Genomic DNA, 14,678 nt, shown 5'->3' on the forward strand with positions numbered 1-14,678 from the left:
ATCGGCCCGGCCCACAAAAAAACAATCGGAGACAGGCCATGATCAGGGACCCGGAAGGCTATGCCGCCTTCATCGATTCGCTACGGCGCTTTGTACGGCAGCAATTGGTTCCACGCGAAGCCGAGGTTGCGCGCCTGGATGCCGTGCCCGACGACTTGGTGCGCGCCATGGCCGCCCAGGGCATGTTCGGCTATTCCATCCCCGAAGCCTACGGCGGCGCGGGCATGAGCACCGAAGAATTGATCCGGGCGGCCATCGAGTTGTCGCAATGCTCGGTCGCGTTTCGCGCCCGAGTCGGCACCAACACCGGCATCGGCTCCGAGGGCCTGGTCGCCGACGGCACCGAACAGCAGAAAGACCGTTACCTGCCCCGCCTGGCGTCCGGTGAATTGACCGGCTGCTTCGCGCTGACCGAGCCGCAAGCGGGCTCGGACGCCACCGCCTTGCGCACCACCGCCGTGCGCGACGGCGACAGCTACGTGCTGAACGGCGAAAAGTGCTTCATCACCAACGCGCCCATTGCCGGCCTGTTTACCGTCATGGCGCGCACGGACCCCGACGCGCCGGGCGCCAAGGGCATCTCGGCCTTCATCGTCGAGCGGGGCACCCCCGGCCTGACCACCGGCCAGCCTTACGACAAGATGGGTCAGGCGGGCTCGCCCGTGTCCGCCGTGTACTTCAACGACTGCCGCGTGCCCGCCGCCAACCTGATCGGCGGCCAGGAAGGCATGGGTTTCAAGACCGCCATGAAGGTGCTGAACAAGCAGCGCATTCACCTGGCTGCCTTGTGCATCGGCCCGGCGATTCGCATGCTGGACGACACCCTGCGCTTCGTGGCCGAACGCCAGCAGTTTGGCAAAGCGCTGATGGACTTCCAGCTGATCCAGGCCATGATCGCCGACTGCCAGACCGACATCCAGGCGGCGCTGGCGCTGGTGCTGCAAACCGCGCGCGAGCGCGACGCCGGCCACGACGTGACCATGAACGCGTCGATCTGCAAATACTTCGCGTCGGAAATGTGCGGCCGCGTCGCTGACCGCTGCGTGCAGATGCATGGCGGCTATGGCTACATCGCGGAACAGGGCATTGAACGCTTCTACCGCGACGTGCGGCTGTTTCGCCTGTACGAAGGCACCAGCCAGATCCATCAACTGACCATCGCGCGGCACACGCTGGCGCAGGCCGGCTACACGCCCGGCCGTTAGGTCCGAGCGTTTTCGGGACCGCCGCCACAAGAAGCGCGCGGCCCACAACCCCAAGGAGACTGACATGCTGCACAAGCACCTGCCGAAGTGGATCGGCGCCCTGGCGGCCGCGTTTGCCTGCGCTGCCCTGCCGCCCCAAGCGGCCGCCGCCTACCCCGACAAGCCGATTCGGCTGATCGTGCCGTTCGCCCCCGGCGGATCCACCGACATCCTGGGCCGCCTGCTGGCCGAAGCGCTGCACCCCATCCTGGGCCAGCCGGTCATCGTGGAAAACAAGCCGGGCGCCGGCGGCAATATCGGCGGCGACTTCGTGGCGCGCGCCGCGCCCGACGGCTACACGCTGCTGCTGGCGGCGGCAGGCCCCACCGTCATCAACCCCAGCCTGTACGCCAACATGCCGTTCGACCCCGCCCGGGACCTGACGGCCATCACCTGCATCGAACGCGAACACAACCTGATGGTGGTGACCAAGTCGATGCCCGTCACCACCTTGCAGGAATTTCTGACATACGCCCGCAACCACCCCGGCAAGCTGTCCTTTGGCTCGCCCGGCAACGGGTCGCCCGCGCAACTGGCGGGCGAATTGCTCAAGCAGAAGGCCGGGCTGCAAGCCGAACACGTGCCCTACAAGGGCTCCGGCCCTGCCATCACCGACCTGGTCGCTGGCCACATCGATTTCATGATCGACAACATGCCCGCGCTGCTGCCACAGGTCAAAGCCGGCACGCTGCGCGCGCTGGCCGTACCCAGCGACGCGCGCGCCACCGCCTCGCCGGACGTGCCCACCTTTACCGAAGCGGGCATGCCGGGCTTTGAAGTGATGGCATGGAAGGGCTTGATGTCGCCCGCCAACACCCCACCCGCCGTGATCGACCGCCTGCATGCCGCCGTCGTAAAGGCGCTGCAAGACCCGCAATTGCGCGCGCGCTTTCAGGAGCTGGGCGCTGAACCGCTGGGCAGCACACCGGCGGAATTCGCCAAGCAGATCGCCGACGAAACCGTGTGGTGGGGCAAGTTGGTGAAGTCCACCAACACGCGTATCCAGTAAGGCGCTACCAAGGTGCCTGCGTGACGATGCCTGCGTGAGGGTGCCCTCACATGCTCGCCTTCACATGCATGCCTTCACATGCTCGCCGTTATTCGCAAGCCACTGCCAAGAGACACAGCCCATGCCCGCCCAGCCCTACGACGACGCCGCGATCCAAGACCTGTGCGAGCGGGTCCGCCGCTTCATCGATGACATCGCCATCCCCGAAGAATCGCCCGCCATCGCCCGCAACGTGGCGTCTCTGGACCAATGCGTGGCGCGCTTGCGCCTCAAGGCGCGGGATGCCGGCCTGTACGCGCCGCAACTGCCCGTCGAATTTGGCGGGCTGGGTCTGGGTTGGCGCGCGCTGGCCCAGGTGTTGGAAGCGGCCGGGCGCGGCTTCTTAGGGCCGGCTGCCCTGAACTGCGCCGCCCCCGACCAACCCAACATGCTGACGCTGCTGCGGCTGGCCACGCCCGCGCAGCGCGAGCGCTATCTGCTGCCGCTGGTGCGCGCCGAACAACGCGCCTGCTTCGCCATGACAGAACCCGCACCCGGTGCGGGGTCCGACCCGTCGATGCTGCGCACCCGCGCCGCGCGGCGGGGTCAAGGCTGGGTATTGAACGGCCACAAGCAATACATCAGCGGCGGCGTCGGCGCGCACTTCGCGTTGCTGCTGGCGCAGACCGATGCCGGCGCCACGCTTTTCATCGTGCCCGCCGACACCAAGGGCTACCGCGTCATCCGCGACATCGGCATGGTCACCGGCTACCAGATCGGTGGCCACGCCGAGATCGAGTTGCAGGACTGTGAAGTCGGTGACGAGGCCGTGCTGGGGGAACCCGGACGCGGTCTGGAATACGCGCAGCTGCGGCTGGAACCAGCGCGCCTGTCCCACTGCATGCGCTACATCGGCCGCGCCCGCCGCGCGTTGGACACCGCGCAAGCCTACGTCACGCAGCGCGAGTCTTTCGGCGCGCGCCTGGCCGACCTGCAACAGATTCAAGCCATGGTCGCCGATTCGCACATCGACCTGCACGCCAGCCGTCTGATGACGCTGGACTGCGCAGCCCGCATGGACGCAGGGCTGTCCGTCAAACAGCACAGTGCGATGACGAAGGTGTTCGTGTCGGAAGCCGTCAACCGCGTGGCGGACCGGGCCGTGCAGATGATGGGGGCTGCGGGGCTGTCGGACGACACACCCGTGGCCATGATCTGGCAGGAGATGCGGCCGTTTCGTATCTATGACGGCGCCAATGAACTGCACCGCGCAACACTGGCTCGGCGATTGCTGGCGCCACGATGATTGTTGTGCAGGACCGGTTGCGGATCGACGTTGCCGGTCTGAGAACCCGCCATGTCGACACGCGTTGTCGACCCGTTTTGGAGACTTGCATGCCCATCTCGACATTCCAGGCGTACCGCTTGCACGCCGGCCCCGACGGGGCCTCGCCGCAGGGGCGATTCGACACGCTGTCCGAAGGCGAATTATCGCCCGGCGACACGCTCATCAAGGTCGCGTACGCCGGCCTGAACTACAAGGACGCGCTGGCGCAAGCCGGACGCGGCAACATCGTCCGCGACTATCCCCGCATCGGCGGCATCGACCTGAGCGGCACCGTGGTGCACTCGGCCGACCCTGCGCTAGTGCCCGGCCAGCAAGTTGTCGTGCACGGCTTTGGCATCGGCGTGGATTGCGACGGCGGCTACGCGGAATATGCGCGCGTGCCGCACGACTGGGTCCTGCCCCTGCCCGACGGCATCACCCTGCGCGATGCCGCCGTGCTGGGCGCCGCCGGCTTCACCGCCGCACTGTCGCTGCACTGGATGGAACACTGCGGGCTGACGCCGGAGCAAGGCGACGTGCTGGTCACCGGCGCGACCGGCGGCGTGGCCGGCATCGCCATCGACATCCTGAGCCAACGCGGCTATCGCGTGTGCGCCATGTCCGGCAAGGTGCAGGCGGCGGATTACCTGCGATCCCTGGGCGCGGCCGACGTCATCGCCCCACCCGACTTGTCCGCGCCCATCAAACCCTTGATGAGCGCGCGCTGGGCCGGCGTCATTGATACCGTGGGCGGACCCTTGCTGGCGCATGCGCTGGCCGGCTTGCGCCCCGACGGCGTGGCCGCCGCCTTCGGCAACGCGGGCGGCGCGGACCTGCCCACATCCGTCATCCCCTTCATCTTGCGTGGCGTGAAGCTGTTGGGCATCAACGCCAACAGCCCGATGCCGCTGCGCCGCGCGCTATGGGAAAGGCTAGCCACCGATTACCACCCGACGCGGCTGGACCTGACATCACGCGAGATCGCCTTGGCGGACCTGCCACGCGCCCTGACCGCGATGCTGGAACGCGGCAGCACCGGCCGCACCGTCGTGCGCTTTTCTTGAACGCAACCTCGGCTGCGCGCGGCTACACACGAGCGCGCGCGAGTGCGCCCGAGTGCGCCCGAATGCGAACAGCATGCGCGCTTCGCTTCGTTTGAAGCGGCGCGCCGTCCTCACCAAACCTGAATCCGTCGCCACCATGACCCTGCAATCCGACTCCTCGCTGACGCGCCTGTTTACCCCTCGCAGCATCGCCATCGTGGGCGCGTCCGCCACGCCCGGCAAGATCGGCGCCATGCCCGTCAGCCTGCTGCGTCAGCATGGTTACGACGGCCGCATCCTGCCCATCAACCCGCGCGCCGATAGCATCCAGGGCTTGCCCGCCGCGCCCGATCTGGCCGCGCTGGATACCGACGTGGACCTGGTCATCCTGGCCGTGCCCGCCGCGCATGCCGCCCAGGCGCTACAAAGCGCGCGCCCTGGTCAGGTTGGCGGCGCGGTCGTATTCACGTCAGGCTTTTCGGAAACGGGCGCGGAAGGCGTCGCCATGCAAGAGGCGCTATGCGCCATCGCGCGCGAGCGCGGCATCCGCCTGCTGGGACCCAACTGCCTGGGCTACATGAACGTGCGCCACAAGGTCTACGCCACGTTCTCGCCCGCGCCCGCCAACGGCGCCGTGGCGTTGGGCGGCATCGGCATGGTGTCGCAAAGCGGCGCGTTCGGCGCCTATGCCTATTGCATGGCGCGCGAACGCGGACTCGGCCTGTCGCACTGGATCAGCACCGGCAACGAAGCCGACATCGACGTGGCCGACTGCATCAACTGGCTGGCGCACGACGCCGACACGCGGGTCATCATGGCTTACATGGAAGGCTGCCGCGACGGCGCCAAGCTGCGCGGTGCACTGGCCGCCGCGCGCGACGCCGGCAAGCCCGTGGTCGTCACCAAGATCGGCCGCACCCAGGCCGGCGCGCAGGCCGCTGCGTCACACACCGCCGCGCTGGCGGGCGATGACGCCGTCTACGACGCGCTGTTTCGCCAATACGGCGCGCTGCGCGCGCGCAGCATCGAAGACTTCTTCAACCTGGGCTATGCGCTGGACACCTGGCAGCAACGCCCCCAAGGCAAGCGCCTGGGCATCTTCACGATATCCGGCGGCGTTGGCGCCTTGATGGCGGACGAGGCCGAGGAAGCCGGCCTGTCGCTACCCGAACCCGACGCGGCCGCGCAAGCCCGGCTGCTGGAACGCGTGCCCTTCGCTGGCCCGCGCAACCCGGTCGACGTCACCGGCCAGGTGGTGTCCGAGCCCGGCCTTCTGCTGGCCACCGCCGACGACATGCTGGCCGACGGCCGCTACGATGCGCTGGCGGTCTTCCTGGCCGCCGCCGGGTCGTCGGAAGCTTTGTGGCCCACCTTCGAGACCTTTGCCCGCGAGATGCGCGCCCGCCACCCCGACGTGCCACTGGCCTTCTGCGCGCTGTTCCCGCCTGAGCGCCGCCGCGAGCTTGAACGGCTGGGCACGCTGGTGTTCGAAGACCCCAGCGCCGCGATACGGACGATAGGCGCGGTGGCGGGCTTGGCTGCGGCGTCGGGGGCCACGTTGGATGCCGCGTCGAATGCTGTATCGAATGGCAGCACGGATGGCATCTCCAAGGCCGCGTCGGAGGCCTCCACCCACACCTCAATGCCGCCAGTTGCAGCAAGCATCGAGCCGCTGCGCGACACCTACAACGAAGTGCAGGCGATGGACGTCCTGCGCCAAGCCGGCCTGCCCGTGCCCGACTGCACGCTTGCCACCGACGCCGACACCGCCGTGGCCGCCGCTGCCCGCGCGGCCGGCCCCGTGGTCTTGAAAGTGGTGTCGCCCGACATCCTGCACAAAAGCGATGTAGGCGGCGTGAAGCTGAACCTGTCGGGCGAAGACGCCGTGCGCCACGGCCACGCCGCCATCCTGGACAGCGTACGCACGCACTGCCCCACTGCCCGCATCGACGGCGTGCTGGTCGCGCCCATGGCGCCCAAAGGCGTGGAGTGCATCGTGGGCGTGCACAGCGACCCGGTCTTCGGCCCCGTCGTCATGTTCGGCCTGGGCGGCGTCTTCGTCGAAGTACTGAAAGACGTCAGCTTCCGCCTGGCGCCCTTTGGCCATGCTCAGGCTTTGTCGATGATCCGCGAAATCAAGGGCTACGCGCTCCTGCAAGGCGCACGCGGCGCACCGCCTTGCGACATCAATGCGTTGGCAAATGCCTTGGTGGCGCTGTCGCGTTTCGCGGATGCGCGCCGGGAAGATTTCAGTTCCGTGGAGATCAACCCCTTGTTGGCGCTGCCGGATGGGCAGGGGGTGCTGGCCTTGGATGCGGTGCTTATTCCCAGCGCTGGGCGGTCATGACAATCTTGGGCGCTTGGGCACGACCTGCACTTCCAGCCCAAGCAGACATGAAGGCCTCCAAAATTACCGATCGGGAATATTCACTTCCCTCGCAGCCTCGCGCAATAAAAAAGAGGGCGCCTTACGTTCAGGCGCCCTCTCATCCCACCACCCCGCCGCTTACTTCAGCAGCAAGGCATTCAAGCGCTTCACAAACGCGGCCGGGTCGGCAATTTGTGCACCTTCAGCCAGCAGGGCCTGATCCAGCAGCAGACGCGCCCACTGATCAAATTCACCATCTTCAGCCGCACGAATGCGTGCCAGCAGCGGGTGTTCCGGGTTGATTTCCAGCACCGGCTTCACGTTCGGCGCTTCCTGACCCGCGGCCTTCAGCATGCGCAGCAGGTGCGGGCTGAGTTCATTCTGGCCCACCACCACGCACGCCGGCGAATCCACCAGACGCAGCGTGACGCGCACTTCCTTCACCTGATCTTCCAGCGTCTTTTGCAGGCGCTCGACCAAGGACTTGAAGTCTTCAGCCACTTCGGCTTGATGCTTCTTTTCTTCTTCGTCGGCCAGCTCGGCCAGGTCCAGGCCGCCCTTGGCGACCGACACCAGCGACTTGCCGTCGAATTCGCGCAAGTAAGACAGCATCCATTCGTCAACGCGGTCCGACAGCAGCAGCACTTCGATGCCCTTCTTGCGGAAGATTTCCAGATGCGGGCTGTTGCTGGCGGCGGCGAACGTGTCGGCCGTGACGTAGTAGATCTTGTCCTGGCCTTCCTTCATGCGCGACACGTAGTCAGCAAACGACACCGTCTGCGCCTGGTCGCCCGAATGCGTGGACGCAAAGCGCATCAGCTTGGCGATGCGTTCCAGGTTGGCGGAATCTTCGCCCGCGCCTTCCTTCAGCACCTGACCAAATTCCGTCCAGAACGTGGCGTAGTCTTCCGGCTTGTTCTCGGCCAGGTCTTCCAGCAGCGACAGAATGCGCTTGGCCGAGCCTTCGCGAATGGCGCGCACATCGCGGCTTTCTTGCAGGATTTCGCGCGACACGTTCAGGGGCAAATCGGCCGAATCAATCACGCCGCGCACAAAGCGCAGGTACGACGGCAGCAGCTGGTCAGCGTCATCCATGATGAACACGCGCTTGACGTACAGCTTCACGCCGTGGCGGCCGTCGCGGTCCCACATGTCCATGGGCGCGTGCTTGGGCACATACAGCAGCTGCGTGTATTCGCTGCGGCCTTCCACGCGGTTGTGCGTCCAGGCCAACGGGTCGTCGTAGTCGTGCGACACCGTCTTGTAGAACTCGCGGTACTGCTCTTCAGTAACTTCCGACTTGCTGCGGGCCCACAGCGCATTGGCCTGGTTCACCGTTTCCAGTTCTTCGGTCTTGACCTGCTCGCCCTTTTCCTGGTCCCACTCTTCCTTGGCCATGCGGATCGGCAAGGAGATGTGGTCGGAATAGCGGCGCAAGATTTCGCGCAGCTTCCAGCCGTTCAGGAATTCATCTTCGTCGGCGCGCAGGTGCAAGGTCACGTCGGTGCCGCGCGTGGCCTTCTCGGCGGCGGCAATCGTGAATTCGCCCTGGCCGTCGGATTCCCACTGGATTGCGTCCGTGGCGCCGGCGCGGCGGCTGACCACGGTGACCTTGTCGGCCACGATGAACGACGAGTAAAAGCCCACGCCGAATTGGCCGATCAGCTGCGCGTCTTTTTGCTTGTCGCCCGTCAACTGGGAAAAGAATTCCCGCGTGCCGGAGCGCGCGATGGTGCCCAGGTTCGCCACGGCTTCTTCGCGCGACAGGCCAATCCCGTTATCCGAGATGGTGATGGTGCGGGCAGCCTTGTCGTAGCTGACCGTGATGGCCAGCTCGCCATTGCCTTCCAGCAATTCGGGCTGGTCGATGGCTTCAAAACGCAGCTTGTCGCAGGCGTCCGAGGCGTTCGACACCAGCTCGCGCAGGAAAATTTCCTTGTTGCTGTACAGCGAATGGATCATCAGGTGCAGCAGTTGCTTCACCTCGGCCTGGAACCCCAGGGTTTCGGACGTGGAAGACGTGGCGGTTTGGCTCATGGTTCTACGTGAAGTAAAAAAATTAGGGACAAATAAAAAGGGACCGCAAATACCGGGATCCCGGGGCGAGGAGCCCGCGCGGAATCCGGGAAACCCTACTGAGGTGGGGGCTATCGGGAACTTTTCAAGGCCCCGTCGCGGCAGCGGCGCGATCCCCGCTAAAATCCCGCACTTTCTCTCCTACCCCCGGCCGGCCTTCCGCCCATGCAACCCGCCTCCCTTTCGCAACCCGCCCCCCACGCCGCCGACGACGCGCCCAGCCACGACCTGGTCTACGGCCCCGCCGACCGCCCCGCGCCGCCCGTCGCCTTCGTCGCCGCGTTGCAGCACCTGCTGGCCATCCTGGTCCCCATCGTCACCCCCGGCCTGTTGATCTGCCAGGCGCTGGGCGTCAGCAGCCGCGACACCACGCTGATCGTGTCCATGTCGCTGGTCATCTCCGGCATCGCCACCTACGTGCAGTGCAAACGCTTCGGCCCGCTGGGCGCCGGCTTGCTTATCGTGCAGGGCACCAGTTTCAACTTCGTGGGCCCGCTGATCGCAGGCGGGTCGGTCATGGTCAAGCAAGGCACGCCGGTCGAAGCCGTGATGGCCGCGATCTTCGGCGTGGTCATCGCCGGTTCGTTCGTGGAAATGGGCATCAGCCGCATCCTGCCCTTCGTCAAACGCCTGATTACCCCGCTGGTAACCGGCATCGTCGTGCTGCTGATTGGCCTGACCTTGATCAAGGTCGGCCTGATCAGCATGGGCGGAGGTTTCGGCGCCATGGCCAACGGCACCTTCGCCAGCGCCGAGAACCTGACGCTGTCCGGCCTGGTGCTGGGCACGATCATCCTGCTGAACCGCGTGCCGGTCGTCTGGATCCGCAGCACGGCGCTGGTGCTGGCGCTGGCCGTCGGCTACATCGCCGCCGCGTCCATGGGCCGCCTGGACTTCACCGGCGCACGCGAAGCCGCCCTGTTCCAGATCCCCGTGCCGCTGCACTTCGGCCTGGGCTTCTCGTGGGCGCTGTTCGTGCCGATGCTGATCATCTACCTGGTCACGTCGCTGGAAGCCATCGGCGACGTCACCGCCACCAGCAAGGTGTCCAAGCAGCCGGTCGAAGGCCCGCTGTGGATGCAGCGCATCAAGGGCGGCGTGCTGGTCAACGGCGCGAATTCGCTCCTGGCTGGCGTGTTCAACACCTTCCCCAGCTCGGTCTTTGCGCAGAACAACGGCGTAATCCAGCTGACCGGCATCGCCAGCCGCCACGTCGGCGTCTGGATCGCCGGCATGCTGATCCTGCTGGGCCTGTTCCCCAGCGTGGCCGGCGTGCTGCAAGCCGTGCCCGAACCCGTCCTGGGCGGCGCCGCCATGGTGATGTTCGGCGCGGTGGCCGCGTCCGGCATCAACATCCTGGCGGGCATCCAGCTGGACCGTCGTGCGCTGTTGATCATCGCGGTATCGCTGGCCTTGGGGCTGGGCGTGTCGCAAGTGCCTGAAATTCTGTCGCACCTGCCGCACGCGGTAAAAAGCGTGCTGGAATCGGGCGTCGCCACCGGCGGGATCTGCGCCTTGGTCATGAACTGGTTCTTGCCGGAAAAGAAGTAGATAGTGCTTGAGGGCTGGGTCCGTTTTCGGCTGGATGGCCGGGCGGATCCGGCCTTGATCAGGGGCTGGATTTGAGGCCGCCTGACAATTTTTGAAAGTACGCATATAATCGCTGTCTTCGTTCTCCCGCAGCCGTCATCTGGACGTGTTCGCGACCCCCTTGCCCGGGTGGTGAAATTGGTAGACGCAGGGGACTCAAAATCCCCCGCCGCAAGGCGTGCCGGTTCGATTCCGGCCCCGGGCACCACATAAAAATCAAGCACTTACGTAATGCGTACCGCCATACAGCGCGGTAGTGTTCCGCATTCGTTCCGCCCCCCGTTCCGCAACTTGATCAAATCCGATCACATAGCCATCACATTGCGATCAGGGCGCCGATCGGCAATTTCCTCTGTGAAATCATCGCTCTAGATATTTCGTGCTGGGCGCATAGGCGGTCTAGCGATCAAGTGGATCACATAGCCATCACATAGAGATCACATAGGAATTCCCAAGAAACATGGGGAACGGGCGCGATCTCTTGTCCGTTAAGCCCAGAAGGGCCAGTAGGAAGCATGGCGCTTCGACTCGCTATCGGGATTTGACTTTCGAATCAAGCCAGCCTCCAAGGTCTCTTTAATGATCCGCGAGGCCATCGCGTGATTCTGATCTTCAATATTGAAGCGCTTGCGGACGGTCGCATTAGTCGCTGTCTTATTGCTTACATACATCAGACAGGCATGTTGGTAGCAAGCGCGTATGCGATCTTTCGGCTGCATCGCGGTCAGCTTTTGTGGGGCGTAAAGAATCGCGACCGTGTTGTCCCCAACAATCCGAAATTCAGGCGGTGGCAACTGATAAAGCTCGGCCTCAAACACCACCTTGTCAATGCCGCTTCCACGCTCTTCGCACATCCCGAAACGACGCAGCAGAGAGGCAAGGCGCTCATTCCTGGAACGAGGCGGGGTATCCATCAGCCGATCAATTTCCACCAAGGGCGTTCCGGGGTTCGAAATCTCCATGCGGTCGTCGAAAATCTCGATAAGAGGACCCGCTCCGCCCACTCTGAAATCCTGATGGATTAGGGCGTTCGCGGCAAGCTCGCGGACGGTAAGTGTGGGATACATCGGTACGCTTTTCCGCAGTGCTGTTCCCATCACCTCGTTGTTGGGCACAAGGTTATTGATGAAGGAAATGAGGTTTTCAAAACCTGCAGCGTACCCTCGTACACCGCCTTGCTCGCGCTTTGTTATGACGCGATTATCTCCTTCATACAACACAACGCGCACAGCCTTGCGCGCGAGCTTGGGAAACGACGTCAAGTCTCGCGCGAATAGAATTGCACCCAGGTTGGTCACGCCATAGTCCCCCGCCTCTTCTTCAACGATCAACTGCTCACTCAGCAATTGGCGGAGGATCTGTGCCCGGCCCTCAGGCAGAGGAATTTCAGACAGCTGAAAGTACGCTGGATAGTCGAGCAACGAGATCGCTTCCGATTCCGAAAGCCCGGATGCAGCCAGCTCTCCTTCATACTGCGTCTGCTCAAAGATCCGCCAAAGCTCCGCCTCCAGCTCAGGAGCAGATTTGAGCGATTTCTTCGTAGACCCCACGCGTATGAACTCTTGTCCTTCGAACTGCGTTGGCTGTCGATGCGCCCGATCTACCGCCATCATGACAAGGTCATGACCATCAACGACCACAGGGAAAAATTCGAATTTCGTTTTGGGTGTGACTAGCCTCTGAAGCCACGGGATCAAGTCTTCATTTCCGATTTTGCTGAAGAACGGATCGAACTTGGTTCCCACCACGCGGCGTGTTTGATCTTCGACGCCCCAAATCAGATATCCATGGTGCTTGCTGGCAAGCGCCGCAGAGTTGGAGAGGGCGGAAATGTAGCTACCAATTTCCTTTGGATCTGCATTGTTCACCTTGAACTCAAGCCAACCACATTCATGGGCATCTTCTATGAGTTTTCGGGCGAGCTTCGCTCGTTTATCAAAACTTTGATCCATACACCGCCTGCGTTAAACATCTTGGCCGCCATCCCTTGTGCAGCCTACGCGGCTAGACTACCAGATAGCGCAATCTCTGCCGACTTTGAGTGAGAGTCTGGTGGTCCTAAGAACAACTCCCATCGGTGCCAGCGACTGGCCGACCTTATGTGGGGCGGGGGAACTATGTGTAGCCACTACCAGACCTTGAAAGACGCCGAGCTGCTGCTCAAGAAATTCGGAGTTCGCCAAAAGCCGGCCGCCATCGGCAAGTACGACATGTGGCCCAGGTATCAAGGCGTATTCGTGCGCCGCCCCGTGGAGCATGACGCGGGAGACGACGCTGTGCCGGAACGGGAAGCAGTGGCCGGCCGCTGGGGTCTCATCAGCGCCATGACCGAGCTCGATGGGCTGGACAAAGCTGGCAAGCTCTCTACGTTCAACGCCCGCAGCGAGACCGCGTCCAAGTCCTTCACCTTTGGCAACGCATGGCGTCGCGCCCAACACTGCATCATCCCGGCGGATGCCATCTTCGAACCCGACTGGCGGTCCGGGTCTGCCGTGCCCACGCGGTTCACACGGGTTGACGGCGCGCCGCTCGGCATCGCGGGCCTTTGGGACCGGTGGCGCGATGCTGCCGGCCAGTGGCAAGAGAGCTACACCATGCTGACCATCAATGCGGACGATGACCCGCTGTTCCGTGACTACCACCAGGCGGGCAAGGAAAAGCGCATGGTCGTCATCCTGCCGGAAGGCGCGTACGGCGACTGGCTGACCGCGCCGGCCGCTGCCACCTGGGATTTTATCCTCCCCTTCCCCTCGGACAAGCTCGTCGCCACGCCGATGAAGTGACCCCTTTTTTTGCTGCAATATACTGTATTTTTATCCAGTCTTTAGGCAGCAACCTATGCTCTGCACCGTCACCCGCACCCACTGCCTGGGCGAAAAGCGCCCTGACCGCGATCCCGGCCCGACTATCACAGGCACAGTGCGCATGTACTCGATCATGCGCGATGACTTGAAGCGGTACGTCAGGATCATGACGATGGACAGCCTCCAGACGTTCGGCGCATCGCAGAAAGGCACGATTCCGGATTTAGTCCAACCCGAGCTTTTGACCTTCGGATCTGATCGCGGCATGATGGTCTGCGGCTTTGAAGAAATCGATGGAAAGCGCTACTACCAGGGATGGTGGATGCAATGGATCGACGGCTGATCCTTCCGTACTCGGCCGGTAGTGCCGCAACACTATTGCAAGCGACGCACGGGCGAAGGCAAACTGGCCTCCCATTCACCATACTTTTGGAGGGTTCAGCAATGCACTGCGATCACATCCAGAAGCTCGGCGCGAAAGCCGCCCGCGAGGGGTTGACCCTGTGGGACTGCCCGTACTTACGCGCTGCCGAAATGCCTGGACATACCGGAGAACGGATCTCGGATTGGGTATTGAAGATCGAGGCATGGGAAGCAGGGTTCCGAAAGCATGTGCGGGCTCGGTCACCCACGGTGCGAGGCCGAGTTCGCGCTCTAGTCGCCGCGAACCGAAGTTCTGCGGTAGTCCTCCGCACGGGCTAGCGTACGGTAGAACATGGAGCCCACATTGACGAGCCCGGTGCACTCATCAACGCTCAGCCTGTCGCTGATTTCCACAAGGCAGTTGGCGTATTCGGTAAGCACTTCCGCCCAATCATCGAAATTTTGACCGGGGGCAGCGTGGGAGATCATTTTCGCGAGAAGTTCATCACGTAGCATGGCGGGGCCTTTGAATTGCGAGCCGATGCGTTGCAGCAATCGGTATGCCCACCCGTCATTCAGCGCCCCTCTACGGGGCGCTTTCTATTGCCTGGAGTTCCGCGGCCCTTGTCCATAGGCAGATTGGGGGATAGGGCCTGCCCTTCCCTGCATGCTACGAATGAAGTGCCACGGGAAAGCGCTGACCGCCGGCACATTAGATCGATCCCGATGCGGACGCGCAGGCTACAGGAGGGGCAATTTATGGCTTCCGGCTCCCGATTGTCCGACGTTATCGTCAAACTGCCTGACCGATCCACATGTCGAGTGGAACGACGCCTGATCATAAAACGCAGCCCTGATGCCGCACCAGTTCACCA

The 14,678-nt window shown here is 63.7% G+C and carries 12 protein-coding genes and 1 tRNA gene; 10 read left to right on the forward strand and 3 right to left on the reverse strand.

Annotated features, from left to right (window positions below; all coding sequences use genetic code 11):
- The first annotated feature begins 38 nt into the window (after nucleotides 1-38).
- The 5 genes from AC0Z35_RS04260 to AC0Z35_RS04280 all read left to right on the forward strand — a co-directional run bounded on the left by AC0Z35_RS04260 (nucleotide 39) and on the right by AC0Z35_RS04280 (nucleotide 6,949).
- A complete protein-coding gene (locus AC0Z35_RS04260) occupies nucleotides 39-1,205 on the forward strand; it encodes an acyl-CoA dehydrogenase family protein (protein WP_485131285.1) in 1,167 nt (388 codons plus the stop codon).
- Between the two features lie 64 nt (nucleotides 1,206-1,269).
- Nucleotides 1,270-2,253, forward strand: coding sequence for a Bug family tripartite tricarboxylate transporter substrate binding protein (locus tag AC0Z35_RS04265; protein WP_485131284.1), 984 nt, complete (start codon nucleotides 1,270-1,272; stop codon nucleotides 2,251-2,253).
- 121 nt (nucleotides 2,254-2,374) lie between these two features.
- On the forward strand, nucleotides 2,375-3,538 hold the full coding sequence (locus tag AC0Z35_RS04270; protein WP_104141788.1) for an acyl-CoA dehydrogenase family protein: 1,164 nt from the start codon (nucleotides 2,375-2,377) through the stop codon (nucleotides 3,536-3,538).
- Between the two features lie 89 nt (nucleotides 3,539-3,627).
- Entirely contained in the window at nucleotides 3,628-4,623 is a 996-nt protein-coding gene (locus AC0Z35_RS04275) for an acrylyl-CoA reductase family protein (RefSeq protein WP_485131283.1), read from the forward strand.
- A gap of 136 nt (nucleotides 4,624-4,759) precedes the next feature.
- Complete coding sequence (locus AC0Z35_RS04280) at nucleotides 4,760-6,949, forward strand: acetate--CoA ligase family protein (protein WP_485131650.1); 2,190 nt, start codon at nucleotides 4,760-4,762, stop codon at nucleotides 6,947-6,949.
- A 159-nt stretch (nucleotides 6,950-7,108) separates the two neighbouring features.
- Here the strand turns inward: AC0Z35_RS04280 and htpG are convergent, their stop codons facing one another.
- Complete coding sequence (gene htpG, locus AC0Z35_RS04285; protein WP_485131282.1) at nucleotides 7,109-9,007, reverse strand: molecular chaperone HtpG; 1,899 nt, start codon at nucleotides 9,005-9,007, stop codon at nucleotides 7,109-7,111.
- A gap of 204 nt (nucleotides 9,008-9,211) precedes the next feature.
- On the opposite strand from htpG, the gene AC0Z35_RS04290 reads away from it, so the two are divergent.
- Both AC0Z35_RS04290 and AC0Z35_RS04295 read left to right on the forward strand, forming a co-directional pair.
- Nucleotides 9,212-10,597, forward strand: coding sequence for a nucleobase:cation symporter-2 family protein (locus AC0Z35_RS04290; RefSeq protein ID WP_485131281.1), 1,386 nt, complete (start codon nucleotides 9,212-9,214; stop codon nucleotides 10,595-10,597).
- Nucleotides 10,598-10,759: 162 nt separating this feature from the next.
- Nucleotides 10,760-10,844: transfer RNA gene (locus AC0Z35_RS04295), tRNA-Leu, on the forward strand.
- A 280-nt stretch (nucleotides 10,845-11,124) separates the two neighbouring features.
- On the opposite strand, the gene AC0Z35_RS04300 is transcribed toward AC0Z35_RS04295, so the two are convergent.
- The gene (locus AC0Z35_RS04300) at nucleotides 11,125-12,588 is read right to left on the reverse strand and encodes an ATP-binding protein (RefSeq protein ID WP_485131280.1); all 1,464 of its coding nucleotides are present in this window, start codon (nucleotides 12,586-12,588) and stop codon (nucleotides 11,125-11,127) included.
- 165 nt (nucleotides 12,589-12,753) lie between these two features.
- On the opposite strand from AC0Z35_RS04300, the gene AC0Z35_RS04305 reads away from it, so the two are divergent.
- The 3 genes from AC0Z35_RS04305 (at nucleotide 12,754) to AC0Z35_RS04315 (ending at nucleotide 14,142) form a co-directional block, all read left to right on the forward strand.
- Nucleotides 12,754-13,419 carry an SOS response-associated peptidase gene (locus tag AC0Z35_RS04305; protein WP_485131279.1) on the forward strand — a complete coding sequence of 222 codons (666 nt, stop codon included), beginning with the start codon at nucleotides 12,754-12,756 and terminating at the stop codon, nucleotides 13,417-13,419.
- A 55-nt stretch (nucleotides 13,420-13,474) separates the two neighbouring features.
- On the forward strand, nucleotides 13,475-13,783 hold the full coding sequence (locus tag AC0Z35_RS04310; protein ID WP_314359018.1) for a hypothetical protein: 309 nt from the start codon (nucleotides 13,475-13,477) through the stop codon (nucleotides 13,781-13,783).
- 101 nt (nucleotides 13,784-13,884) lie between these two features.
- The gene (locus AC0Z35_RS04315; protein WP_314359020.1) at nucleotides 13,885-14,142 is read left to right on the forward strand and encodes a CrpP-related protein; all 258 of its coding nucleotides are present in this window, start codon (nucleotides 13,885-13,887) and stop codon (nucleotides 14,140-14,142) included.
- Here the strand turns inward: AC0Z35_RS04315 and AC0Z35_RS04320 are convergent.
- Nucleotides 14,095-14,358 (reverse strand): DNA-3-methyladenine glycosylase, encoded by a 264-nt coding sequence (locus AC0Z35_RS04320; protein ID WP_485131277.1) that lies wholly within the window; start codon nucleotides 14,356-14,358, stop codon nucleotides 14,095-14,097. The two genes, AC0Z35_RS04315 and AC0Z35_RS04320, sit on opposite strands and share 48 nt — an antisense overlap.
- Nucleotides 14,359-14,678 lie beyond the last annotated feature (320 nt).

The organism is Achromobacter sp. 1L-A-4-B-C2 (assembly GCF_057291955.1).